Source organism: Bradyrhizobium sp. 157 (assembly GCF_023073815.1).
GTDB lineage: Bacteria > Pseudomonadota > Alphaproteobacteria > Rhizobiales > Xanthobacteraceae > Bradyrhizobium.
This window is the reverse complement of record NZ_JADPKF010000090.1, coordinates 171,891-195,824: the sequence shown is the minus strand read 5'-3', so window position 1 is coordinate 195,824 and position 23,934 is coordinate 171,891. Positions and strand designations below refer to the sequence as shown.

Sequence of the window (23,934 nt, the reverse complement as noted above, 5' to 3'; positions counted from 1 at the left end):
TCAGCGGTGTAACCACATTCGGATGGCGAGCAGCAACTGCTCGGTATTGACGGGTTTGGCGAGATAGTCCGAAGCGCCGGCTTCGAGGCATTTCTCGCGGTCGCCCTTCATCGCCTTGGCGGTCAACGCAATGATCGGCAGGCGGCTGAAGGACGGATTTTCGCGGATCACGCCGATGGTTTGATATCCATCCATCTGCGGCATCATGATATCCATCAGCACGATTGCGATGTTTGGGGTAGACCCGACCAGCGCAATGGCCTCGTGGCCGGTGGTCGCGGTCAGCACCTTCATCCCGCGTCGTTCTAGAACGCTTGATAGTGCGAAAATGTTGCGGGCGTCGTCGTCAACCAGAAGCGCGGTCTTGCCAACAAGATCCTCATCGGAGCTATTGAGCTTTTCGAGCATTCTCTGCTTTTCGACGGGCAATTCCGTGATCACACGGTGCAAAAACAGCGACGTTTCGTCGAGCAGGCGTTCCGGCGACTCGACGCCTTTCACCACGATGCTTCTCGCCATGGTGTGAAGTTCCGCGTCTTCCTCGGCCGAAAGTTCCCGCCCCGTGAACACCACGACCGGCACGTTCGACAGCACTTCGTCGTTGCGAAGCCGGTCGAGCACCTCGAAGCCGCTCATGTCAGGCAATCGCAGATCGAGCACGACGCAGTCGCAGGGTTGATTCCGCAGCGTCGACAATGCATCGGCGCCAGTGTCGGCGGTGAGGATCTCGATGTCGTCGTGTCCAAGCAATTCGGTGATGCTCATCTGCTCGGCGGCATTGTCCTCCACGATCAGCAGGCGCTTGCGGCGAGGTTTGGCATATTCCTTGATTTGCGAAAGCGCCGCGCTGACGCCCTCGGTCGTCGTCGGCTTGTTGACGAAGGAAAACGCGCCGCGCGCCAGCGCATGCTGGCGGTCCTCGTCGAGCGTGATGATCTGCACCGGAATGTGCCGCGTCAGCGGATTGTGCTTTAGCTGGCTCAATACTGTCCAGCCCAGCATGTCAGGTAGAAACACGTCGAGCGAAACCGCGGTCGGCTGGAACTGCTTGGCGAGCTCGAGCGCTTCGGCGCCGCGGCTCGCGACCAGCACCTTGAAGCCCTTGTCGCGGGCCAGATCGATCAGCACCCGCGCATAATGCGGATCGTCCTCGACGATCAGGAGGATGGTGTCTCCCGGTGCGAGGTTGAGGCGGTCGTCCGGCAATTGCTCGACGACCCGCTCTTGCGTCGAAGGGGCCTGCAACGCCGGCGCGGGCGTGAATGGCGACGGGGCAGCGATGCGCGGCGCGATCGTGGGGCCGGAATATTTCAGCGGCAAATAGAGCACGAAGGTGCTGCCCTTGCCGGGTGCGCTGCGCAGATGGATTTCGCCGCCGAGCAGGCTCGCGAGCTCGCGGCTGATGGCAAGGCCGAGACCGGTGCCGCCGTATTTCCGGCTGGTGCCGGCGTCCGCCTGCTGGAATGCCTCGAAGATCAGCTTCTGCTTCTCCAGAGGAATGCCGATGCCGGTATCCGTCACCTCGAAGGCGACGACGGCGGGCGCGTGATTGAGAATCGGGTGTTCGGCGCTCCAGCCGCCGACGGCGGCCGACACGCTCAGCTTCACGCCGCCTTCCGCGGTGAACTTGAACGCGTTCGACAAGAGATTCTTCAGCACCTGCTGCAGCCGCTTCGAGTCGGTCACCATGCTGCGGGGAAGGTTCTCGTCGACATTGATGTTGAACGAGAGGTGGCGGTTTTCGGCTTCATGCTTGAACGGGCGGCCGACGGTCTCCAGCAGGCTCGACGTCAGGATTTCCTCGGCATCGACCGTCACCGTGCCGGATTCGATCTTCGACAGGTCGAGAATGTCGCTGATCAGGTTGAGAAGGTCGGTGCCGGCGCCGTGAATGGTGCGGGCGAACTCGACCTGCTTGGCCGACAGATTGCCGTCGGGATTTTCGGTGAGCTGCTGGCCGAGGATCAGGATGCTGTTGAGCGGCGTGCGCAGCTCGTGCGACATGTTGGCGAGGAATTCGGACTTGTACTTCGATGTCAGCGCAAGTTCCGTTGCCTTTTCCTCAAGCGCGCGCCGCGCCTGTTCGATTTCCTGGTTCTTTCGTTCCACCTCGACGTTGCGTTCGGCGAGCTGCTGGGCCTTCTGTTCGAGCTGTTCGTTGGTCTGCTGCAATTCCTTCTGCTGCGTCTGCAGTTCGCCGGCGAGCTGCTGGGATTGCTTCAACAGGCCCTCGGTCTGCATCGTGGCCTCGATCGAGTTGAGCACGATGCCGATACTGTCGGTGAGTTGCTCCAGGAAGGTCATCTGTGACGTCGTGAACGACGAGATCGAGGAAAGCTCGATCACGGCCTTCACCTGGTTCTCGAACAGCACCGGAAGCACGACGATGTTCTTCGGAATCACGCGCAGCAACGCCGAATTCACCGGCGCCGTATCGCTGGGAATGTCCGATACCAGCCGCTGGCGCTTGTCCATGGCGCATTGGCCGATCAATCCTTCGCCGAACTGAACGACCTGCGGATGCGGGCGGGCGCCATCGCCGGCGTAGGACGAGAGCAGGTGCAATTGCGGGCTGTCGGCGTTCTCGACCTGGTAAATCACGCCCATATGCGCGTTGACGAGCGGCGCCAGTTCGGTCAGCAGCAGCCGGCCGACGGTGGAGAGTTCGCGCTGGCCCTGCAACATGTTGGTGAATCTTGCGAGGTTTGTCTTCAGCCAGTCCTGCTCGGTGTTCACCTGGGTGGTGAGCCGCAGGTTGCCGATCATCGTGTTGATGTTGTCTTTGAGTTCGGCGACTTCGCCGCGGGCGTCGACCTGGATCGAGCGGGTCAGATCGCCCTTGGTCACGGCGGTCGCCACTTCGGCGATCGCGCGCACCTGCGAGGTCAGGTTGGCGGCGAGCAGGTTGACATTGCCGGTGAGGTCCTTCCAGGTGCCGGCCGCGCCGGGCACGTTGGCCTGGCCGCCGAGGCGTCCCTCGACGCCGACTTCGCGCGCCACGCTGGTGACCTGATCGGCAAAGGTCGCGAGCGTCTCGGTCATGTTGTTGATGGTGTCGGCAAGGGCTGCGACTTCGCCCTTCGATTTCACCGTCAGGTTCTGCTTCAGGTCACCGTTGGCGACCGCGGTCACGACCTTGACGATGCCGCGGACCTGTTCGGTCAAATTGGCCGCCATGAAGTTGACGGTGTCGGTCAGGTCCTTCCAGGTGCCGGCGACGCCCGGGACCTGCGCCTGACCGCCCAGCTTGCCCTCGGTGCCGACCTCGCGCGCCACGCGCGTCACTTCGCCGGCAAAGGCGTTGAGCTGGTCGACCATCGTGTTGATGGTGTTCTTCAGTTCGAGAATTTCGCCCTTCACGTCGACGGTGATCTTGCGCGACAGGTCGCCGCGGGCGACCGCCGTGGTGACTTCGGCAATGTTGCGGACCTGCGTGGTGAGGTTGGCCGCCAAGAGGTTGACGTTGTCGGTCAGATCCTTCCAGGTGCCGCCGACGCCGGGCACCACGGCCTGACCACCGAGCCGTCCCTCGGTGCCGACCTCGCGCGCCACGCGCGTCACTTCGGCAGCGAAGGAGCGTAGCTGCTCGACCATCGTATTGAGGGTGTCCTTCAGCAGCAGGATCTCGCCGCGGACGTCCACCGTGATCTTCTTGGAGAGGTCGCCGCCGGCGATCGCGGTTGCGACCTCGGCGATGTTGCGGACCTGTGCCGTCAGGTTCGAGGCCATGAAGTTGACGTTGTCGGTCAGGTCCTTCCAGGTGCCGGCGACTTCAGGCACCTGGGCCTGGCCGCCGAGCTTGCCTTCGGTGCCGACCTCGCGCGCCACGCGCGTCACTTCGGACGCGAAGGCGTTGAGCTGGTCCACCATCGTGTTGACGGTGTTCTTCAGTTCGAGAATCTCGCCCTTGACGTCGACGGTGATCTTCTTCGACAGGTCGCCCTTCGCCACCGCCGTGGTCACCTCGGCGATGTTGCGGACCTGGCCGGTCAGGTTGCCGGCCATTGAGTTGACGTTGTCGGTGAGATCCTTCCAGGTGCCGGCGACGCCGGGCACGTTGGCCTGGCCGCCGAGCCGGCCCTCGGTGCCGACCTCGCGCGCCACGCGGGTCACTTCGCCCGCGAAGCGGTTGAGCTGGTCGACCATCGTGTTGAGCGTTTCCTTGAGCTGTAGGATTTCGCCGCGCACGTCGACCGTAATTTTTCGCGAGAGGTCGCCGCCGGCAATCGCGGTCGCCACTTCCGCGATGTTGCGCACCTGGGCGGTGAGGTTGCCCGCCATCGAGTTCACGGAGTCGGTCAAATCCTTCCAGGTGCCGGCGACGCCGGTCACCTGGGCCTGACCGCCGAGCTTGCCGTCGGTGCCGACTTCGCGCGCCACGCGCGTCACTTCGCTCGCAAAGGCGTTGAGCTGGTCGACCATCGTGTTCAGCGTTTCCTTCAACTGAAGGATCTCGCCTGAGACGTTGACCGTGATCTTCTTCGACAGGTCGCCCTTGGCGACGGCGGTCGCAACCTCGGCGATGTTGCGGACCTGGCCGGTCAGGTTTGAAGCCATCGAGTTGACGCTGTCGGTGAGATCCTTCCAGGTGCCGGCGACGCCGCGCACCAGCGCCTGGCCGCCGAGCTTGCCTTCGGTGCCGACTTCGCGCGCCACGCGCGTCACTTCACCGGCGAAGGCGTTGAGCTGGTCCACCATCGTATTGATGGTGTCCTTCAGCTCCAAAATTTCGCCGCGCACGTCCACCGTGATCTTCTTCGACAGGTCGCCATTGGCGACCGCCGTTGTCACCTCGGCGATGTTGCGGACCTGCGCCGTCAGGTTGGAGGCCATCGAGTTGACGCTTTCGGTGAGGTCCTTCCAGGTGCCGGCGACGCCGAGCACGTTGGCCTGACCGCCGAGCCGTCCTTCGGTGCCGACCTCGCGCGCCACGCGCGTCACTTCGCCGGCAAAGGCATTGAGCTGGTCGACCATCGTATTAAGCGTTTCCTTCAACTGAAGGATTTCGCCCGAGACGTTCACGGTAATCTTCTTGGAGAGGTCGCCGCCGGCAATGGCGGTCGCGACATCGGCGATGTTGCGGACCTGCGCCGTCAGGTTGGAGGCCATGAAGTTGACGTTGTCGGTGAGGTCCTTCCAGGTGCCGGCCACACCGGGCACCTGGGCCTGGCCGCCGAGCTTGCCTTCGGTGCCGACTTCACGCGCGACGCGTGTCACTTCCGAGGCGAACGAGTTGAGCTGGTCGACCATCGTGTTGATGGTGTCCTTCAGCTCGAGGATTTCGCCGCGGACGTCGACCGTGATCTTGCGTGAGAGGTCGCCGCGGGCGACCGCGGTAGTGACGTTGGCGATGTTGCGGACCTGTGCGGTGAGGTTGCCGCACATCGCGTTGACGGAGTCGGTCAGATCCTTCCAGGTGCCGGCGACGCCGGGAACGATCGCCTGGCCGCCGAGCTTGCCGTCGGTGCCGACTTCGCGCGCCACGCGCGTCACTTCGGAAGCGAAGGAGCGGAGCTGGTCCACCATCGTGTTGATGGCTTCCTTGAGCTGCAGTATCTCGCCGCGGACGTCGACAGTGATCTTCTTCGACAGGTCGCCGTTGGCGACCGCAATGGTAACTTCGGCGATGTTGCGAACCTGGCCGGTAAGGTTGTTGGCCATCGAGTTGACGCTCTCGGTCAGGTCTTTCCAGACGCCGGTCACTTCCGGCACCTGGGCCTGGCCGCCGAGCTTGCCCTCGGTGCCGACCTCGCGCGCCACGCGCGTCACTTCCGAGGTGAACACGCCGAGCTGCTTGATCATCGTGTTGACGATGGTGGCAGACTGCAGAAATTCGCCGCCCAGCGGGCGGCCGTCGACGTCGAGTTGCACGGTCTGCAGCAGGTCGCCCTGTGCTACCGCGGCGACCGCGCGCGTGACTTCGCGGGTCGGCCACAGCAGGTCGTCGATCAGCGTGTTGACGGATCCCTCCATGTCCGCCCACGAACCGCTGGAGAGGTCGAACTTGACGCGCTGGCGCGTCTTGCCTTCGCGGCCGACGACCTGGCCGACGTGCTCCAGTTGCTGCGCCATGCGCTGGTTGGCGGCGACGATTTCGTTGAAGGTATCGGCAATCTTGCCCTCGATGCCGAGGTGATCGCCGGTCATGCGTACCGAGAAATCGCCCGCGCGCATCGCCTGCAAAGCGTGCAAAAGATCCTGCATCGGATCGGACGTGCCGTTGGTGGGAGGTGGTTTGGATTTGGCGACCCGGCGAGCGGAGGGTGATGCTCCAGGGGAAAGATCACTCATAGTGTCTCCTCGGCCAGTTCGCGCAAATCATTTCGGCTGAAATGCGATTTCACAAATAGACCGCTGCCCCCGCGGCAGATCAAGCTGGAATAACGGTTAAGGTCGTGAAATCAATGAGATGGAACTCAGCCCGGCTTCCTCAATGCGCCGGGAAACCAATTGTTCCAACAGGTTAAAAATTATTTGGAACCCGAGATGAAAACGCCCCGGCGAGCCGGGGCGTTCGATGTTCTGATCGGCGCTGATGATCGAACTGATCAGGAGCCCTTCGGGTTGATTTCGGTGTAGTTGCCCTTGGCGTCCCACTTGTAGACGACGTAGTCGATCACTTTGATGTCGCCCTTGGCATCGAAGCCCAGCTTGCCGAGCACGGTGTCCCATTCGCCGCCCTTGATGGTTTCCATGACCTTCTTCGGCTCGGTGGTTTTCGCTTTCGCCACCGCCTGCGTCCACACCTGCATCGCCGCGTAGGTGTAGAGGGTGTAGCCTTCGGGATCGATGTTCTTGGCCTTGAACTTCTCGACGATCGCCTTGGCGGTCGGCTTGTTGCGCGGATCGGGACCGAAGGTGAACAGCGTGCCTTCCGCCGCCGGACCGGCGATCGAGGCGAACTCCTTGTCGTTCAACGCGTCGCCCGCCATCAATATCGTCTTCAGGCCCTGGTCGCGCATCTGGCGCAGGATGAGGCCGGATTCCTGGTGGTAACCGCCGACAAAGACCAGATCGATATTGTCGCGCTTCAGGCGCGACACGATCGCGTTAAAGTCCTTGTCGCCCTTGTTGTAGGATTCGAACATCTTCTCGGTGACGCCGGCCTTGTTGAGCGCCTTCTTGGTTTCGTCGGCGAGACCCTTGCCGTAAGTGGTCTTGTCGTTGAGGATGGCGACGTTCTTGCCCTTGTAGTTCTTGACGATGTAGTCGGCGGCAACCAGGCCCTGCTGGTCGTCGCGGCCGCAGACGCGCGCCACGTTCCACAGCTTGCGCTCGGTGAACAGCGGGTTGGTCGAGGCCGGCGTAATCTGCAGCACGTTGCCGTCGGCATAGGCTTCCGACGCCGGGATCGACGACGACGAGCAGAAGTGACCGGCAACAAACGGGATCTTGGCGCTGGCGAACTTTTCCGCGATCGAGCGCGCCTGCTTGGGATCGCAGGCATCGTCGCCGATCTGCAGCGCCAGCTTCTTGCCGAGCACGCCGCCGGCGGCGTTGATGTCGGCCACGAATTGCTCGGCGCCGTTCTTCATCTGCCGGCCGAATGCGGATTCGCCGCCCGTCATCGGGCCCGCCACTGCGATGGAGATGTCCTGCGCCAGTGCCGTCGTCGATAGCGCCAGCGATGCGCCCAATGCCAGGCCGATGAGTTTCAGTGATTTCATGAGATATCCTCGCAGTCAGTCGATTTCGGGAAACACCCGGTAGGCCGGGTACGAAAATCCCGACCATTGTCGGCTGATTTTACGGCGAAGTCATCGGCAATTTTCGGGCAAATCCACGGTCCGTTCGCCGCATCTTGCCGCAGCGCGCGCCCGGGAGCCTATCCGCCGCTACGGCCGCCTTCCAGATAGGCGGCCCGGATTTCGGGGCGCTGCAGCAATTCGCTGCCGGTTCCGGACAGCGTGATCAGGCCGTTGACCATGACATAGCCGCGATGGGCCAGCTTCAGCGCGTGGTTGGCGTTCTGCTCGACGATCAGCACGGTCAGGCCATCCTGCCGGTTCAGGGTCCGGATCGCATCGAAAATCTGCCGCGCAATCAAGGGGGCCAGCCCCAGCGACGGCTCATCCAACATCAACAGACGCGGCCGGCTCATCAGGGCCCGGCCGATCGCCAGCATCTGCTGCTCGCCGCCGGACAGCGTGCCGCCGCGCTGGGTCATGCGTTCCTTCAGCCGCGGGAACAGCGCGAAGACGCGTTCCAGGCTGATCGCCCGGTCGGCCTCGCTTGAGTCGGTGGCGTCGGCGCCCATCTGCAGGTTTTCCGCCACGCTCATGCGCGGGAAAATCCGGCGACCCTCGGGCGATTGGGCAATCCGCAGCCGCGCAATCTCATGCGTGGGCACGCCGGTAATATCCCGGCCGTCGAATTCGATTCGGCCCGCGCGGGCACGGGGCCTGCCGAAGATTGTCATCATCAGCGTCGACTTGCCGGCACCGTTGGCACCGATCAGGGCGACGATCTCGCCTGCGTTGATGTCGAGGTCGACGCCTTTCAGCGCCTCGATCTTACCATAGGCCGCCCGCAGCGAGCGGATCGCGAGCAGGGGGTGAGTCATGACTCGCCCTCATTCTCATGTGGCGCGAGCGTATCCGTTCTCCCTCCCCCTGAAAGGGGGAGGGTTGGGGTGGGGGTTGCCACCGCTTGCGCAAGCCTCTCAATGTGCCCGAGCAGGTCGCTGAGCACGCCCTCCAAATTCGACAGCACATCATTGTTCCAGTAGCGAACGACGGTAATGCCTTTCTCGGCAAGCCACTGTGTTCGACGATCGTTGGCTTGCTTACGCTGTTCTGCGTGTTGTCCGCCGTCCACTTCGACAGCGAGACGGAGCCGGGAGCAATAGAAGTCGACTGTGTACGGCCCGATCGGATGCTGCTTTCTGAATGAAAGGCCATTTAGTTGGTCACGGCGCAGCGCACGCCACAGCCGCAATTCAGCATCCGTCATGTTTGCGCGGAGAGATCGCGCCCTAGCGGTCATATCTTTCGTGCGGGAAAAGCGTGACCCCCACCCGCCTGCTTCGCGGTCGACCTCCCCCTTCCAGGGGGAGGTGTGGGACTTGTCGCGCGCCCCGCTCACGTCCCGCTCTCCATCACCGCGATGGCTTCCTCCTCGTCGGCGCCGAGGTAGGCGGCGATCACCTTGGGATCGTCGCGGATCTCGCGCGGCGTGCCTTCGGCGATCTTGACGCCATGGTCCATCACCACGACGTGGTCGGAGATTTCCATCACCACGCTCATGTCGTGCTCGATCAACAGGATCGAGGTGCCCTGGTCGGCGCGGATCGAGAGCAGCAATTCGCTCAACGCAGCGCTCTCGCGCGTATTCAATCCCGCCGCCGGCTCGTCGAGGCAGAGCAGGGCGGGCCGGGTGCACATCGCGCGCGCGATCTCCAGACGCCGCTGGTCGCCATAAGGCAGGTTGCCGGCGGCATCGTCGGCTCGGTCGAGCAATCCGATGCGGTCGAGCCAGATCCGCGCCAGATCGATCGCGGCCTGTTCGGCGTGGCGCCAGGACGGCGCCCCGATCAGGCCAAGGAACGTCAACCCGGAGGCGCGCATCAGCGCGTTGTGCTGTGCGACCATCAGGTTTTCCAGCGCCGTCATGCCGGGAAACAGGCGGATGTTCTGAAAGGTACGCGCGACCTTGCCCAGTTTGGCGATCCGGAAATCGTTCAGCCGCTCGAGCCGGATGGCGTGGCCATCATCATGGGTGAGGCCGATGGCGCCCGAGGTCGGCTTGTAGAAGCCGGTGATGCAGTTGAACACGGTGGTCTTGCCGGCGCCGTTGGGGCCGATCAGCGCGGTGATCTTGCGCCGCTCGGCGTCGAAGGAGAGGTCGTTGACGGCGACGATGCCGCCGAAGCGCATCGACAGGCGGTCGACGGAGAGAATCGGATCGCCGCTCATCCGTGTCCCTCCTTGACGAGGTCGGACGAGATTGCCTGGCTATGCTTGAGGAATACGGTCGGCGCGCGATGGCCGACCAGGCCGCGCGGCCGCCAGATCATCAAGAGCACCATCGCCATGCCGAACACCAGCATGCGGTACTGGTCAAGCCCGCGAAACAGCTCGAAGCCGCCGATCATGGCGAGCGCGGCCAGCGCCACGCCGAGTTGCGAGCCCATGCCGCCGAGCACCACGATCGCCAGCACCAGCGCCGATTCATGGAAGGTGAAAGATTCCGGGCTGATGAAGCCTTGTCGGGTCGCGAAGAACGCGCCGGCGAGACCGCCGAACAACGCGCCCGTTGCAAATGCCGTCAGCTTGGTCGTGGTGGTGTTGATGCCGAGCGCGCGGCAGGCGACTTCGTCTTCGCGCAACGCTTCCCAGGCGCGGCCGAGGGGCAGGCGGCGCAGGCGGATCGTCACCCAGTTGGTGAGCAGCGCCAGCGCCAGGATAATGTAGAACAGAAACACGATGCGGTGCGTCGGCGAGAACTCGATGCCGAGCAGGGCCGCAAGCCCGTCATCGGCCGGCGTCAGCGGAATGCCGAACAGGGTCGGGCGGGGAATGCCGGTGACGCCGTTCGGCCCGCCGGTTAGGGTCTGCCAGTTGATCAGGACGAGGCGGATGATCTCGCCGAAGGCCAGCGTAACGATGGCGAGATAGTCGCCGCGCAGCCGCAGCACAGGAAAGCCGAGTAGCACGCCCCAGAACGCCGCCAGGATGCCGGCGAGCGGCAGGCAGATCCAGAACGACAGCCCGAAATTGGTGGCGAGCAACGCATAGGAATAGGCGCCCACCGCATAGAACGCGACATAGCCGAGATCGAGCAGGCCCGCGAGCCCGACCACCACGTTCAGCCCCCAGCCGAGCATGACGTAAGTCAGCACCAGGATCGCGAGGTCGAGAATGTAGCGCTCATCGTAGAAGAGGACCGGCACCAGGAACGTGAACACCAGCAGCGCCGGCGCAACCAGGCGTCCGGCGAGCGACAGCGCGCTTTGCACCGAAGGCGGCACCACCCTGACGGTGTCGACCGGTCCCCACCAACGCCGCAGCAGCTCGACGAGGATGCTGCCGCCGAATACGGCTGCGACCATGACGGCGAGGTCGTCGAAGCGCGTCCAGTAGACCAATTGCCCTTGCGGACCGGCCTCGGTGCGCACGCCGATCATCAGCGAAAACAGCACCAGCGCCACGAACGCGCTGATCAGCGCTTTCTTCAGAATGAAGGCGGCGCCCGGAGCGCGCGAGGTTTGGGCGGCGGGGGGTGCGCTCACGCTGCGGCCCGTCAGACTTTTTCGACTTCGGGCCGGCCGAGCAGGCCGGTCGGAAGGAAGATCAGGACCACGATCAGGATCGAGAACGCGGCGACGTCCTTGTATTCGACCGAGAAATAGGCCGACCACAGCGTCTCGATCAGGCCGATCAGGAGACCGCCGAGCATCGCCCCGGGCAGCGAGCCGATGCCGCCGAGCACGGCCGCGGTGAACGCCTTGATGCCGGCGACGAAGCCCATGAAGAAATCGACCAGCCCATAATAGAGCAGGTACATCATGCCGGCGACGGCGGCGAGAGCTGCGCCAATCACGAAGGTCATGGAAATGGTGCGGTCGACGTCGACGCCGAGCAAGGAGGCCATGGTCTGGTCCTGTTCGCAGGCCCGCATGTCGCGGCCGAGCCGCGTGCTCGACACCAGCCAGGTGAACAGCGCCAGCAGCACGATCGTGGTGATGACGACGATGATCTGGATGTTGGAAAGCTGCACGATAAAGCCTTCAGAACCCTCATGCAGCGTATAGCCGCCGGTGATGATCGGCGGCACCGGCTTGACCCGGGCGCCCTGGGCGACCTGCGAATAATTGGTCAGCACGAATGACATGCCGATGGCGGAAAGCATCGGCGCCAGGCGGAACGAGTGCCGCAGCGGCCGGTAGGCGATACGCTCGACCGTCCACCCATAGAGCGCAGTGATCGCCATCGACACCAGCAGCACGACCAGCAGGATCAGTGGGATAGCGGTCAGCCCGAACGAGACCAGGATCAGGAAGGTGATCAGGGCGATGAAGCCGCCGATCATGAAAATATCGCCATGGGCGAAATTGATCATGCCGACGATGCCGTAGACCATGGTGTAGCCGATCGCGATCAGACCGTAGATCGAGCCGAGCACGAGGCCGTTGATCAGTTGCTGGGCGAAATAATCCATGCGCTGCCGTTTGTTGCACCAGGACGCGGCGAGAGCTCCGGCAGCCCATGACGACGCGTCGTGTCATTTTCTAACAGTGGGAACTGGGGGCGGCAACAGCGCCGGCTGCGGCTTATTTGGCTTGTACAGAGCTAGTTTTTGCGCAGCGGTTCCGGCGCCACAGTCCGGACACGGCATTGCCTTCCGAATGATCCCACCGGAACCGCTGTTCCGCTGCAACCGACGCCGTGGCTCTCCGTTACTTCTGGCTACGTCTCAGCAACGGAGATCCCTCGATGAACAAGATGAACCAGAACCCGGGCCAACAGAACCAGAACCCGGGCCAGAAGCCAAGTCAGAAGCCAGGCCAGCAGCAGCAGGGCGGCGGTCAGAAGCCGGGCCAGCAGCAGCAGGATCCGGGCCGTCAGGGTCAGAGACCCAGCCAGGATCCACGGCAGATGCCAGAGTAGAAAAAGATCCCGCCGAAAGGCGGGATTTTCTTGTGCGCGTTCCGCCCACTGCCGTCGTGGCCGACCGGACCAGGGTCCCATTCGTGTCCCGGACGCGACGCCGCGCCTCTTAGCGGTGCGCCGCAGAGCCGGGACCCCAGATGCAGCCTGGGTCCCGGCTCTGCGTCGCGTCATTTCGTGCCGCGCCGCGTCCGGGACACGAGTGCGATCGAGGCCGCCAGCCGCTACAACCCCGCCCAGCTAACTCTTCAGCAAACCCAATTCCGCGATGATCGCGTTCGCCTCCTTGACGGCGTGGTTGGCTGCCGGCACGCCGCAATAGATCGCCTGCTGCAGCAGGATTTCCTTGATGTCATCGGGCGTGAAGCCGCCTTCGGCAAGCGCCGCGCGCACATGCAGGCGGAATTCATCCCACTGTCCCAGTGCCACCATGGTGCCGATCACGAGCACGCGGCGGGTGCGGTGGTCGAAATGCGGCCGCGTCCAGATGTCGCCCCAGGCATAGCGGGTGATCAGGTCCTGGAAGTCGGTATTGAACGCGTTGCGGTTCTTGATCGACTTGTCGACCCATTCATCGCCGAGCACCTTGCGGCGCTGGGCCATGCCCTCATCGCGGCGTTGGTTGTCGTCCATGGTAAGATCTCTCCCCGTCATTGCGAGGAGCGAAGCGACGAAGCAATCCATGTATCCGCAAGCGGTGATATGGTTGCTTCGCTTCGCTCGCAACGACGTCTCTGGTTAGCTACCGTTGCGTCAGAAAACCGATCACCGCGTCGGTGAAGGCGTGCGGCTGCTCGACGTTGGAAATATGCGCGGTATCGAGCAGCGTCATGCTCGCACCGGGGATCCGGCTGCGCATGAATTCGGCGTCCGCGACCGTCGTCGACATGTCGTGACGGCCCGCGATCACCAGCGTCGGGCTCGTGATCTTGGGCAGCAGCTCGCGCTGGTCGAGCGTCGACAGCGCTTCGCAGCAGGCGATGTAGCCGTCGACCGGCGTGGTCAGCATCATCGCCTTCATATTGGCGGTGATCTGCGGCTCGCGCTCACGAAAGTCCGCGGTCAGCCAGCCGGCAATCACGGTATCGGCCACCGCGGCGATGCCGCCTTCCTTCACCGCCTTGATGCGCTCGTGCCAGCGCGTCGGGTCCGGGTAATGGCAGGTGGTATTGGACAGGATGATCTTGCCGAATCTGTCGGGCGCGTTGGCGCCCAGCCATTGCCCGACCATGCCGCCCATCGACAGGCCGCACCAATGCGTCCGCGCGATGTTGAGATCGTCGAGGATCGCCAGCACGTCACGGCCGAAGCGTTCCAGCGAATAGGGTCCGGGCGGCACGCTCGACTTGCCGTGGCCGCGCCGGTCGTAGCGGATGACACGGAACACCTGGGAGAGCGCCTTCATCTGCGGCTCCCACATCTGCATGGTCGAGCCCAGCGAATTCGACAGCATCAGCGTCGGTCCGCCGTCGCGGCCTTCGACGGATACGTTGAGCAGGCAACCGTCGGCGTCGATCATCGGCATGGGTCTAACCTCCGCTGTCATGCGCGGACTTGATCCGCGCATCCATCTAAACAAAAAACTCTACTCAAGGTGATGGATTGCCGGGTCAAGCCCGGCAATGACATCATCCTTTATCGATTGAAGCGAGCAGGCGGTCGATCAGGGCTTGCGAGGCGCCCTGGTAGGCCATCGGCTCGAAAAGTTCGGTGATCTTGTCGGCGGCGAGTTGTGCAGTGATTCTCGAATCTTGCGTCAGCACATCGCGCAGATGTTTCTTGTCCTTGACCGCCTTCTTGCTCGCAGCCTCGACCAGATGGTGCGCTTCGCTCTTGCCGATCTTTTCGGCCAGTGCCATCGCCACCGCTTCGGCCATGATCAGCCCATCGGTCGTGTCGAGATTGGCGCGCATGCGCGCGGCGTCGACTTCGAGCCCTTCCGCGATATCCACAATGGCCGCAAGCGCACCTGATGTGACCAGCAATAGCGTCGGCAGTGTCGGCCATTCCGCGTGCCACGGGCCGGCGCTGCGCTCGTGATCCTGCACTTGCGCGGCAAATATCGTCGCGGCGAGATTGGGCGCCATGGTGGCAGCGGCCAGCGCGCTGGCTGCCGCCACCGGATTTCGCTTGTGCGGCATGGTGGAAGAGCCGCCGCGGCCTTCGCCCGAGGGCTCGAAGGCTTCGCCGACATCGGTCTGCATCATCAAGGAGACATCACGCGCGATCTTGCCGCAAGTGCCGGTGACGATAGTCAGCACGGAGGCCGCTTCGGCGATGCGGTCGCGGTGGGTGTGCCAGGGCGCGTCCGGCAATGGCAGCTTCAGTTCCTCGGCCAGTTTTTCCGCGACCGCCAATCCCTTGTCACCGAGGGCCGCGAGCGTACCGGCGGCGCCGCCAAATTGCAGCGCCAGCGCCTCGCCGCGCACGCGCTGCAGCCGCAGCTTCGAGCGCTGCAATGCAGCGGCATATTCGGCGAGCTTCAGGGCGAACGGCATCGGCAGCGCATGCTGCAGCCAGGTGCGGGCGACCACCGGCGTGTGGCGGTGCTGTCGGGCCAGCCCGGCAAAGCCTGCGATCGCACGATTAATGTCGGCTAGCAGCGCATCGATGCCGGCACGAAGGCCGAGCATGGCGGCGGTATCTATGACGTCCTGGCTGGTCGCGCCCCAATGCACATAGCGTGCAGCCGCGGCATCCGATTTGGCGACATTTGCGGTCAGCGCCTTGACCAGGGGGATGGCGAGGTTGCCGGCTTTGGTCGCGGCATCAGCCAACGCGGCGATGTCGAATGATTCGGCCCGGCACGCGCTGGTAATCGGGCCGGCCGCGCTTGCCGGAATCACCCCGGCTGCCGCCTCGGCGCGCGCCAGCGCCGCCTCGAAATCCAGCATGTTCTGCAGGCTCGCCATGTCGTCGCAGACGGCACGCATCGCGGCGCTCGACAGCATCGGGGCAAGCAAGGGGGAGAGGGACGTGCTCATCGGCGCGACCTAACCATTCCGGCCTGTCAATGCCAATGCCCTTATCGCCTTGTACTTGTTGCACTTGCGAATATGCATCGCTCATCGCCCTTCCTTTTGGCCCGGGCGTGCTTTACTTGGGGCTATCAGGTTGACGCGATCCAGGAGGGCACCCCTATGGCCATGACGATGAACGGCGAAGTCCAGCTTGCGGCGTCGCGCGAGGCCGTGTGGGCCAAACTGAACGATCCGGAGGTGCTGAAGGCCTGCATTCCAGGCTGCGAGGAGCTGGAAAAGACCGAGGATAACGGCTTCCGCGCCACCGCCAAAATGAAGGTCGGGCCGGTCTCGGCCCGCTTCAAGGGCAAGGTCATGCTGAGCGATCTCGACCCGCCCAACGGCTACAAGATCTCCGGCGAAGGTGAGGGCGGCGTCGCCGGCTTCGCCAAGGGGGGCGCCACGGTTGCGCTGACCGAGAAGGATGGCGGCACGCTCTTGAGTTATAATGTCGAGGCGCAGATCGGTGGCAAGCTGGCCCAGCTCGGACAGCGCCTGATCAACGGCGCGGCCAAGAAGCTGGCCGACGAATTCTTCACCAATTTCGGCAAGGCCGTGCAGGGCTGATCTTCAGGTTGATTCCTGCGCACCGGCCCTGGTCGAACAGGCCCGTCAAGTCACTCAGGCCATGCCCCAGGCGAGGGGCTCCTGAGGTTGCTCATTAGGGGGATGGCCCATATTATGGGCTTTGGAATGACTATAAACGCCTGCGCTGCCGGCATATCCGGAAGGTGCAGCTCAAGAGAGTGGTGATGGCCAAGATTTCCCTGATCGTGAACGGTAATCCCGTAAACGCCAACGTCGATCCCCGTACCCTTCTGGTCCAGTTTCTGCGGGAAAATCTCCGGCTGACGGGCACCCATGTCGGCTGCGACACCTCGCAGTGCGGCGCCTGCGTCGTGCATCTCGACGGCAAGGCGGTGAAGTCCTGCACCACGCTCGCGGTGATGGCTGACGGCCACGAGGTCAAGACCATCGAGGGCCTGGCGCCCGACGGCGCACCGCTGCACCCGATGCAGGAAGCCTTTCGCGAGCATCACGGATTGCAGTGCGGCTTTTGCACGCCCGGCATGATCATGACCGCGGTCGATCTGGTCAACCGCAAGGGCCACGACCTTTCGGACCATGTCATCCGCGAGGAGCTCGAAGGCAATCTGTGCCGCTGCACTGGCTATCAGAATATCGTGACCTCGATCGCCGCCGGCGCTAAGGCAATGGCCAAATCCGCTTAACCGACATGCCCGCTTAATCGACAAGTTCGCCTAATCGATTTCATCGCGAGTAGCGATCAGGAAGTTCTCATGTACGAATTCAAATATCATCGGCCGGCGACCGTGCGGCAGGCCGCCAATCTCCTGGTGAAGAACGAAGACGCCAAGGTGATCGCCGGCGGCCACACGCTGGTGCCGGTCATGAAGCAGCGGCTTGCCAGCCCGCCACATCTGATCGATCTCTCGCACATCGAAGGGCTCGACGCGATCGAGATGAAGGGCCGTTCGCTGGTGATCGGCGCGACCGCCACGCATGCCGATGTCGCGACGTCGCCGATCGTCGGCGAAGCCATCCCGGCGCTCGCCGAACTCGCGGGCGGAATCGGCGATCCCGCGGTGCGCCACAAGGGTACGATCGGCGGTTCGCTCGCCAACAACGACCCGACCGCGGATTATCCCGCCGCCGTTCTCGCGCTCGGCGCCACCATCGTCACCAATAAGCGCCGGCTGAAGGCGGAGGAATTCTTCCAGGGCCTGTTCACCACCGCGCTCGAAAGCGACGAGATCATCACCAAGGTGATGTTTCCGCTGCCGAAGAAGGCGGCCTACGTCAAATTCCGCAACCAGGCCTCGCGCTACGCGCTGGTCGGCGTGTTCGTCGCCAGGCGCCCGTCGGACGTGCGCGTCGCGGTCACCGGCGCCGGCTCGGAGGGCGTGTTCCGCGCAACCCGGTTTGAGGAAGCGCTGAAGAAGCGTTTTTCGCACAAGGTGCTCGACGGCATTTCGGCATCGCCGGAAGGGCTGAACAGCGATCTACACGGCAGCGCCGAATATCGCGCGCATCTGATCGGCGTGCTGACCCGCCGCGCCGTCGAAGCGGCAACGGCGAAGTAAATTTGCCGCTTTCTGGCTCATCAAGATTGGCTGTCTCATGAGTGCATCGACGCTGCCCAAATCCGTCGATGGGATGCTCGAACTCCTGACCTCCCGCGGCTACCTTGCCGAGCGGTCGCTGGCGACGGTCACCTATCTGTCGCTGCGCATGGGCCGGCCCTTGTTTCTCGAAGGCGAGGCCGGCGTCGGCAAGACCGAAATCGCAAAGGTTCTGTCGGCCGCGCTCGGACGAAAGCTGATCCGCCTGCAATGCTACGAAGGCCTCGACGTCGCCTCCGCCGTCTATGAATGGAGCAGCGCGGCGCAGATGATCGCGATCCGGCTCGCGGAAGCCGCCGGCGATACCGACCGCGAGCAATTATCGTCGGATATTTTCGCTGAACGTTTCCTGATCAAGCGCCCGCTGCTGCAGGCGCTGGAGCCTGATGTCGCCGGCGCGCCGGTGCTGCTCATCGACGAACTCGACCGCGCCGACGAGGCGTTCGAGGCGTATCTGCTGGAAATCCTCAGCGACTTCCAGGTGACGATCCCCGAATTCGGCACCATCAAGGCGCCGCATCCGCCGATCGTCATCATCACCTCGAACCGCACCCGCGAGATCCACGACGCGCTGAAGCGCCGCTGCCTCTATCACTGGGTGGATTACCCAGAAGCCGAGCGCGAGCTGGCGATCGTCAAGTCGCGCGTGCCAGGCATTTCCGCAAAGCTGTCGCAGCAGGTCGTCAGTTTCGTGCAGGCGCTGCGCGACCAGGATTTCTACAAGTCGCCGGGCGTCGCCGAGACCATCGACTGGGCGACCGCGCTGACCGAACTCGACGCCCGCTCGCTGACGCCGCAACTGGTTGGCGATACGCTTGGCGCGTTGTTGAAATACCAGGACGACATCGCGCGCATGCAGGGCGATGCGCTGCAGAAGGTTTTGAAGGACGCGACGAGCGAGAATTGACCCGCGCGTCGTGACAAACGCACCGTCATTCCGGGGCGTGCGAAGCACGAACTATGGTGCGCAATTGCGCACCTGAGAATCTCGAGATTCCGGGTTCGACGCTGTCGCGTCGCCCCGGAATGACGAGAGTGGAAACCGGGTTCACCATGACCACCATCGATCACCTCAACCCCCCAACTGGCCAAATGGCCGACAATGTCGTCGGCTTCGCCCGCGCGTTGCGCGCGGCCGGAATTCCGGTCGGCCCGGGCGCCGTGATCGACGCACTCAACGCGCTGCAGGCGATCGAGATCGGCAACCGTGCCGACGTCTACGCCACGCTGGAGGCGATCTTCGTCAAGCGCCACGAGCATATGCTGATCTTCGCCCAGGCCTTCGACCTGTTCTTCCGCGCCGCCGAAGACTGGAAGCACATGCTGGATTCGGTGCCGTTGCCCGATCCCGCCAAAAAGAAGCCGCCGCCGGCCTCGCGCCGCGTGCAGGAGGCGTTGGCACAGCCCTCGGCGCGAGATGAAGTACCGCAGGTCCAGGAGCAGGAATTGCGGCTGTCGGTCTCCGACAAGGAGATCCTGCAGAAAAAGGATTTTGCGCAGATGAGCGCGGCCGAGATCGCCGAAGTGACTCGTGCCATCGCCAACATGAAGCTGCCGCAGGCGGAGCTGCGCACCCGCAGATACCAGCCCGACGCGAAAGGCCTGCGGCTCGACATGCGGCGCACCTTGCGCAGTTCCTTACGCACCGGTGGCGAGATCATCGATATCAAAAAACTCGGCCGGATCGAAAAACCGGCGCCGATCGTGGCGCTGCTCGATATCTCCGGCTCCATGAGCGAATATACCCGCCTGTTTCTGCATTTCCTCCATGCCATTACCGACGCGCGCAAGCGCGTCTCGGTGTTCCTGTTCGGCACGCGGCTCACCAACGTGACGCGAGCGCTGCGGGCGCGCGATCCCGACGAGGCCCTGGCGAGCTGTTCGTCCTCGGTGGAGGACTGGGCCGGCGGCACCCGCATCGCCACCTCGCTGCACTCTTTCAACAAATTGTGGGGGCGCCGTGTGCTCGGGCAGGGTGCTATCGTGCTCTTGATCTCCGACGGGCTGGAGCGCGAGGCGGATGCCAAGCTCGCCTTCGAGATGGACCGGCTGCATCGCTCCTGCCGCCGCCTGATTTGGCTCAATCCATTGCTGCGCTACAGCGCCTTCGAGGCCAAGGCGCAGGGCATCAAAATGATGCTGCCGCACGTTGACGAATTCCGCCCGGTGCATAACTTGACCTCGATGGAAGGGCTGATCGAGGCGCTTTCGGCGCCGCCCCCGCCGCACCATATGAGTCGCATCCGCTCAGCAGCTTGAAAGGGCATCCCATGCTCAACCGCGACGAAGACATTCTGCAGGCCGCCGAGAACTGGCAGAAGGCTGGTCACGGCGTGGCGCTGGCGACCGTGGTCGAGACCTGGGGCTCGGCCCCGAGGCCGGCCGGCTCCAGCCTCGTCATCAACGACGATGGCACGTTCTTGGGCTCGGTTTCCGGCGGCTGCGTCGAGGGCGCAGTTGTCACCGAGGCGCTCGACGTGATCGCCAGCGGCAAGCCCAAAATGCTCGAATTCGGCGTTGCCGACGAGACCGCCTGGAACGTCGGCCTGTCCTGCGGCGGTACCATCCGCGTCTTCGTCGAGAAGGTGGGCCAATCGTGAAGCTGGAAACCCTCACACAAGTCAATGCCGAGCGCGCCGCGCGCCGGCCGGTCATCGTGGTCACCGACGTCGCCAATGGCGATCAGCGTCTGGTAAAGGCGAAGGATATCGCCACCGATCCGCTGAGCGCCGAACTTTCAAAACAGCTCCGCATGGGCAAGAGCGGCATGGTCGAGAGCGGCGGCAAGAAACTGTTTCTCAATGTCTATGCGCCGACCGCGCGGCTTGTCATCGTCGGCGCCGTCCATATCAGCCAGGCGCTGGCGCCGCTTGCCCGCTCGCTCGATTACGACGTAACGGTAGTGGATCCGCGCACCGCGTTTGCCAGCCCGGAGCGGTTTCCCGACGTGCCGCTGATCGCGGAATGGCCTGACGTCGCGCTGCCGCCGCTCAACATCGATCACTACACGGCATTCGTCGCGCTGACGCATGATCCGAAGATCGACGACCCCGCGCTGCTGCACGCGTTCGAGCGCGACTGCTTCTACATCGGCGCGCTCGGATCGCGAAAGACCCACGCCAAGCGGGCGGAGCGGTTGAAGGCGCAAGGCGCTGCGGATGCCGACATTGCGCGCATCCATGCGCCGATCGGGCTTTCGATCGGCGCTGTGTCGCCGTCGGAGATCGCGATCGCGATCATGGCCGAGATCACCGCCGAGCTGCGGCTGCCCAAGGAAGGCGAGAAGCAAGCCGCGAAGGTGCAGGCGGCATGAAGTTCGGTCCCGCCAGTCCGGCCGATGCGATTGGCGGCGTCACCGTGCATACGCTGCGGCAGGGTTCGCTGGTGCTCAAGAAGGGCACCACGATCGGGCTTGCCGAAGTCGACGCGCTCAACAAGGCGGGTGTGAAAGAAATCGTCGTCGTGCGGCTGGAGGAGGGCGACGTCTCCGAAGACGAAGCCGCCGCCAGCATCGCGCAGGCCGTCGCGGGCGAGGGCGTCACCGTCGAGCGCGCCTTTACCGGCCGCGCCAATCTGTTTGCGGCGCAAGCCGGCGTGCTGGTAGTGGACCGCGCCGCGGTCGACCGTATCAACGGCGTCGACGAAGCCATCACCTTTGCGACGCTTTCGGCCTTCAAGCCGGTGGTCGAAGGCGAGATGATCGCAACCGTAAAGCTCATCCCGTTTGGCGTCGAGGCGAAGCTGCGCGACGCCGCCGTGGCCGCCGCAGGCCGCGACGTGCTGCGGATTGCGCCCTACGTCATCAAGCGCGTCGGCGTGGTCTCGACGCTACTGCCGGGGCTCTCGCCAAAAGTGATCGACAAGACCTTGCGGGTGACGGCGGAGCGGCTGGCCCCGGCCGGCGCCAGCATCATCGCCGAACGGCGCGTGCCGCACGACGAGGCGGCGCTGGCGTCCTCAATCAAGGAATTGCTCGGCCTCGGCGCTGAGCTCGTCGTCGTGTTCGGCGCGTCCGCGATCGCCGACCGCCGCGATGTGATCCCGGCCGCGATCACCGAAATCGGCGGCGCCATCGAGCATTTCGGCATGCCGGTCGATCCCGGCAATCTCTTGCTGATCGGCAGCGCCGCCGGCGTGCCGGTACTGGGCGCGCCGGGCTGCGCCCGCTCGCCGGTCGAGAACGGCTTTGACTGGGTGCTGATGCGGCTGATGGCGGGGCTGAAAGTCACGCGCGCCGAAATCACCGGCATGGGCGTCGGCGGCTTGTTGATGGAAATCGTGACAAGGCCGCAGCCGCGCACGGTTGCCGACACCGAAGCCAGTCGCAACGTCGCCGCCATCGTGCTTGCCGCCGGCCGCTCGACCCGCATGGGGGGTCCCAACAAGCTCCTGGCCGAAATCGACGGCAAGAAACTGGTGCGGATCGTGGCCGAGCAGGCGCTGGCCTCGAAGGCAACCGAAGTGATCGTCGTTACCGGCCACCAGGCCGAGCTGGTCGAGCAGGCCTTGGCAGGCCTCAATGTAAGGTTCGTTCGCAACCCGGATTTCGCCGGCGGACTAGCCTCATCGGTGAAGGCCGGCATCGCCGCGGTGCCCGACAGCGCCGACGGTGCTGTCGTTTGCCTCGGCGACATGCCGCTGATTGATGCGCAGTTGATCGACCGGCTGATCGAAACCTTCGCGCCGGACCGCGGCCACCTGATCGCGGTCCCCGTCAGCGACGGCCGCCGCGGCAATCCCGTGCTGTGGTCGCGCCGCTTCTTTAAAGAGCTGATGACGCTGGAAGGCGACGTCGGCGCCCGCCACCTGATCGCCAAGCACACCGAGGCGGTCGCCGAAGTGCCGGTCGAGGGCAACAGCGCATTTCTCGATATCGATACGCCGCAGGCGCTGGAAGCGGCGCGGCGATCGTAAAGCAACCACCGCTGTCGTCCCGGCCTTGAGCCGGGACACATAACCACCGCTGCCGATTGTTGCGACGAGCTGGGGCCACAGCCTGACCCCAATACGTCATCCTGTGGTTATGGGTCCCTGCGTTCGCCGGGACGACGACGTGGATAGACTGACGCTTCCGTTCTCAATCAACCGTTCACCAACTGGAAACTCCCCCGGCTTAAATTCTACCCGTTACCTCGGGGGAGGGGATTTTGATCGTTTCGACTGTCGCGGCACAGCGCCCCGCGCTGTTCGTCGTTGCATTGACACTGATACTGGCCGTCTCGAGCTACATCACCAAGGCATGGGCGGCCGGCGCGGTCGCGATCGGCAAGTGCGGCGCGTACGGCCAGGCCTATGATTATGCCGCCGAGGCCGACGCGCGTAGCGCGGCGCTGAAGCAGTGCAAGGGCACCTGCACCGCGATCACCATGAAGCGCGCCTGTGCCGCGTTCGCGGTCGACATGACCAACCCCTGCGGTCCCCACGGCTATGCCGTGAAGCCCAAGATTTCGAGCTCGCTCAACGCCGCAACAAAGAAGTGCTACGAATTCGGCGGCAAGGAATGCGTGATCCGCGCCTGGGCCTGCGACGCCAAGGGGTGATACGTTGAACCTCATCCTGAGGAGCGCGCTTCGCGCGTCTCGAAGGATGAAGGCCCGGCTCGGGCCTCATGGTTCGAGACGGCGCTGGCGCGCCTCCTCACCATGAGGAGCTGAGCTCATCCGAACGCTCAAACATGCGGTAATTCATCATGCAATTCGACACCAAGATCGCGATCGTGATCCGGACCGATCTCGAAACCTGGCAGAAGCTCAACGTCGCCTCCTTTCTTGCGGGCGGCATTGCCGCAGCGTTTCCCGAATGTATCGGCGAGCCCTATGGCGACGCATCGGGCACGAAATATCTATCGCTGATCGGCCAGCCGATCCTGGTCTACGGCGCCGACCGCCCGGCGCTGTCCCGCGCGCTGGAACGCTCGCTTGCGCGCAACGTCACGCCTGCGGTCTATACCGAGGACATGTTCAAGACCACGCATGACGCCGCCAACCGTGAGGTGGTCAAGGGCGTAATCCGCGCCGAGCTCAATCTCGTCGGGATCGCTGTCCGTGCCGAGCGCAAGGTGATCGACAAGATTGTGGATGGGTTGAAGTTTCACAGCTAGGCGTTTCGAGCAAGCCTGAGCTGTTGGCCGGGCATTGTGCCATGGCGGCCTCGTTGAAGGGT

General features: G+C 63.9%; 21 protein-coding genes. 11 read left to right on the top strand and 10 right to left on the bottom strand.

Annotation, left to right across the window (positions count from 1 at the left end; translation table 11 throughout):
- From IVA95_RS26700 to IVA95_RS26670, 7 genes are all read right to left on the bottom strand, one after another.
- Window positions 1–6,291 carry a HAMP domain-containing protein gene (locus tag IVA95_RS26700; protein WP_247513204.1) on the bottom strand — a complete coding sequence of 2,097 codons (6,291 nt, stop codon included), beginning with the start codon at window positions 6,289–6,291 and terminating at the stop codon, window positions 1–3.
- A 257-nt stretch (window positions 6,292–6,548) separates the two neighbouring features.
- Window positions 6,549–7,667 carry a branched-chain amino acid ABC transporter substrate-binding protein gene (locus tag IVA95_RS26695; protein WP_247513203.1) on the bottom strand — a complete coding sequence of 373 codons (1,119 nt, stop codon included), beginning with the start codon at window positions 7,665–7,667 and terminating at the stop codon, window positions 6,549–6,551.
- A 158-nt stretch (window positions 7,668–7,825) separates the two neighbouring features.
- Complete coding sequence (locus IVA95_RS26690; protein WP_247513202.1) at window positions 7,826–8,563, bottom strand: ABC transporter ATP-binding protein; 738 nt, start codon at window positions 8,561–8,563, stop codon at window positions 7,826–7,828.
- Window positions 8,560–8,985: an endonuclease domain-containing protein gene (locus tag IVA95_RS26685; RefSeq protein ID WP_256470298.1), complete on the bottom strand. Its 426-nt coding sequence runs from the start codon at window positions 8,983–8,985 to the stop codon at window positions 8,560–8,562. Before IVA95_RS26685 ends, IVA95_RS26690 begins: the two co-directional genes overlap by 4 nt.
- Before the next feature lie 95 nt (window positions 8,986–9,080).
- On the bottom strand, window positions 9,081–9,914 hold the full coding sequence (locus IVA95_RS26680) for an ATP-binding cassette domain-containing protein (RefSeq protein ID WP_247513200.1): 834 nt from the start codon (window positions 9,912–9,914) through the stop codon (window positions 9,081–9,083).
- On the bottom strand, window positions 9,911–11,230 hold the full coding sequence (gene livM, locus IVA95_RS26675) for a high-affinity branched-chain amino acid ABC transporter permease LivM (protein WP_346658049.1): 1,320 nt from the start codon (window positions 11,228–11,230) through the stop codon (window positions 9,911–9,913). Before livM ends, IVA95_RS26680 begins: the two co-directional genes overlap by 4 nt.
- Before the next feature lie 11 nt (window positions 11,231–11,241).
- Window positions 11,242–12,159: a branched-chain amino acid ABC transporter permease LivH gene (locus IVA95_RS26670; RefSeq protein ID WP_247513199.1), complete on the bottom strand. Its 918-nt coding sequence runs from the start codon at window positions 12,157–12,159 to the stop codon at window positions 11,242–11,244.
- Window positions 12,160–12,434: 275 nt separating this feature from the next.
- On the opposite strand from IVA95_RS26670, the gene IVA95_RS26665 reads away from it, so the two are divergent.
- Window positions 12,435–12,608, top strand: coding sequence for a hypothetical protein (locus IVA95_RS26665; RefSeq protein WP_247513198.1), 174 nt, complete (start codon window positions 12,435–12,437; stop codon window positions 12,606–12,608).
- A 240-nt stretch (window positions 12,609–12,848) separates the two neighbouring features.
- Here the strand turns inward: IVA95_RS26665 and pcaC are convergent, their stop codons facing one another.
- The 3 genes from pcaC to IVA95_RS26650 all read right to left on the bottom strand — a co-directional run bounded on the left by pcaC (window position 12,849) and on the right by IVA95_RS26650 (window position 15,592).
- Window positions 12,849–13,241, bottom strand: coding sequence for a 4-carboxymuconolactone decarboxylase (gene pcaC / locus IVA95_RS26660; RefSeq protein WP_247513197.1), 393 nt, complete (start codon window positions 13,239–13,241; stop codon window positions 12,849–12,851).
- Window positions 13,242–13,350: 109 nt separating this feature from the next.
- Window positions 13,351–14,133: a 3-oxoadipate enol-lactonase gene (pcaD, locus tag IVA95_RS26655; protein WP_247513196.1), complete on the bottom strand. Its 783-nt coding sequence runs from the start codon at window positions 14,131–14,133 to the stop codon at window positions 13,351–13,353.
- Between the two features lie 103 nt (window positions 14,134–14,236).
- Entirely contained in the window at window positions 14,237–15,592 is a 1,356-nt protein-coding gene (locus tag IVA95_RS26650; protein ID WP_247513195.1) for a 3-carboxy-cis,cis-muconate cycloisomerase, read from the bottom strand.
- 156 nt (window positions 15,593–15,748) lie between these two features.
- Here IVA95_RS26650 and IVA95_RS26645 point away from each other — a divergent pair, with 156 nt between their 5' ends.
- The 10 genes from IVA95_RS26645 (at window position 15,749) to IVA95_RS26600 (ending at window position 23,872) form a co-directional block, all read left to right on the top strand.
- Window positions 15,749–16,195: a carbon monoxide dehydrogenase subunit G gene (locus IVA95_RS26645; protein ID WP_057837317.1), complete on the top strand. Its 447-nt coding sequence runs from the start codon at window positions 15,749–15,751 to the stop codon at window positions 16,193–16,195.
- Between the two features lie 185 nt (window positions 16,196–16,380).
- Complete coding sequence (locus IVA95_RS26640; protein ID WP_028349934.1) at window positions 16,381–16,860, top strand: (2Fe-2S)-binding protein; 480 nt, start codon at window positions 16,381–16,383, stop codon at window positions 16,858–16,860.
- 69 nt (window positions 16,861–16,929) lie between these two features.
- A complete protein-coding gene (locus IVA95_RS26635) occupies window positions 16,930–17,733 on the top strand; it encodes a xanthine dehydrogenase family protein subunit M (protein WP_247513194.1) in 804 nt (267 codons plus the stop codon).
- A 37-nt stretch (window positions 17,734–17,770) separates the two neighbouring features.
- Window positions 17,771–18,679, top strand: coding sequence for a MoxR family ATPase (locus IVA95_RS26630; protein ID WP_247513193.1), 909 nt, complete (start codon window positions 17,771–17,773; stop codon window positions 18,677–18,679).
- Between the two features lie 146 nt (window positions 18,680–18,825).
- Window positions 18,826–20,031, top strand: a complete 1,206-nt coding sequence (locus tag IVA95_RS26625) for a VWA domain-containing protein (RefSeq protein WP_247513252.1) — start codon at window positions 18,826–18,828, stop codon at window positions 20,029–20,031.
- 11 nt (window positions 20,032–20,042) lie between these two features.
- Entirely contained in the window at window positions 20,043–20,372 is a 330-nt protein-coding gene (locus tag IVA95_RS26620; RefSeq protein ID WP_025589337.1) for an XdhC family protein, read from the top strand.
- Window positions 20,369–21,085, top strand: coding sequence for an XdhC family protein (locus IVA95_RS26615; protein ID WP_247513192.1), 717 nt, complete (start codon window positions 20,369–20,371; stop codon window positions 21,083–21,085). Before IVA95_RS26620 ends, IVA95_RS26615 begins: the two co-directional genes overlap by 4 nt.
- Window positions 21,082–22,686: a molybdopterin-binding/glycosyltransferase family 2 protein gene (locus IVA95_RS26610; protein WP_247513191.1), complete on the top strand. Its 1,605-nt coding sequence runs from the start codon at window positions 21,082–21,084 to the stop codon at window positions 22,684–22,686. Before IVA95_RS26615 ends, IVA95_RS26610 begins: the two co-directional genes overlap by 4 nt.
- A gap of 236 nt (window positions 22,687–22,922) precedes the next feature.
- A complete protein-coding gene (locus IVA95_RS26605) occupies window positions 22,923–23,312 on the top strand; it encodes a DUF4189 domain-containing protein (RefSeq protein WP_247513251.1) in 390 nt (129 codons plus the stop codon).
- Between the two features lie 149 nt (window positions 23,313–23,461).
- Window positions 23,462–23,872 (top strand): DUF2000 family protein, encoded by a 411-nt coding sequence (locus tag IVA95_RS26600; protein ID WP_247513190.1) that lies wholly within the window; start codon window positions 23,462–23,464, stop codon window positions 23,870–23,872.
- Window positions 23,873–23,934: the final 62 nt, after the last annotated feature.

Coding starts and splice junctions, on each gene's coding strand:
- IVA95_RS26700 (WP_247513204.1), bottom strand. CDS start 6,291: ATGAGTGATCTTTCCCCTGGAGCATCACCCTCCGCTCGCCGGGTCGCC.
- IVA95_RS26695 (WP_247513203.1), bottom strand. CDS start 7,667: ATGAAATCACTGAAACTCATCGGCCTGGCATTGGGCGCATCGCTGGCG.
- IVA95_RS26690 (WP_247513202.1), bottom strand. CDS start 8,563: ATGACTCACCCCCTGCTCGCGATCCGCTCGCTGCGGGCGGCCTATGGT.
- IVA95_RS26685 (WP_256470298.1), bottom strand. CDS start 8,985: ATGACCGCTAGGGCGCGATCTCTCCGCGCAAACATGACGGATGCTGAA.
- IVA95_RS26680 (WP_247513200.1), bottom strand. CDS start 9,914: ATGAGCGGCGATCCGATTCTCTCCGTCGACCGCCTGTCGATGCGCTTC.
- IVA95_RS26670 (WP_247513199.1), bottom strand. CDS start 12,159: ATGGATTATTTCGCCCAGCAACTGATCAACGGCCTCGTGCTCGGCTCG.
- IVA95_RS26665 (WP_247513198.1), top strand. CDS start 12,435: ATGAACAAGATGAACCAGAACCCGGGCCAACAGAACCAGAACCCGGGC.
- pcaC (WP_247513197.1), bottom strand. CDS start 13,241: ATGGACGACAACCAACGCCGCGATGAGGGCATGGCCCAGCGCCGCAAG.
- pcaD (WP_247513196.1), bottom strand. CDS start 14,133: ATGCCGATGATCGACGCCGACGGTTGCCTGCTCAACGTATCCGTCGAA.
- IVA95_RS26650 (WP_247513195.1), bottom strand. CDS start 15,592: ATGAGCACGTCCCTCTCCCCCTTGCTTGCCCCGATGCTGTCGAGCGCC.
- IVA95_RS26645 (WP_057837317.1), top strand. CDS start 15,749: ATGGCCATGACGATGAACGGCGAAGTCCAGCTTGCGGCGTCGCGCGAG.
- IVA95_RS26640 (WP_028349934.1), top strand. CDS start 16,381: ATGGCCAAGATTTCCCTGATCGTGAACGGTAATCCCGTAAACGCCAAC.
- IVA95_RS26635 (WP_247513194.1), top strand. CDS start 16,930: ATGTACGAATTCAAATATCATCGGCCGGCGACCGTGCGGCAGGCCGCC.
- IVA95_RS26630 (WP_247513193.1), top strand. CDS start 17,771: ATGAGTGCATCGACGCTGCCCAAATCCGTCGATGGGATGCTCGAACTC.
- IVA95_RS26625 (WP_247513252.1), top strand. CDS start 18,826: ATGACCACCATCGATCACCTCAACCCCCCAACTGGCCAAATGGCCGAC.
- IVA95_RS26620 (WP_025589337.1), top strand. CDS start 20,043: ATGCTCAACCGCGACGAAGACATTCTGCAGGCCGCCGAGAACTGGCAG.
- IVA95_RS26610 (WP_247513191.1), top strand. CDS start 21,082: ATGAAGTTCGGTCCCGCCAGTCCGGCCGATGCGATTGGCGGCGTCACC.
- IVA95_RS26600 (WP_247513190.1), top strand. CDS start 23,462: ATGCAATTCGACACCAAGATCGCGATCGTGATCCGGACCGATCTCGAA.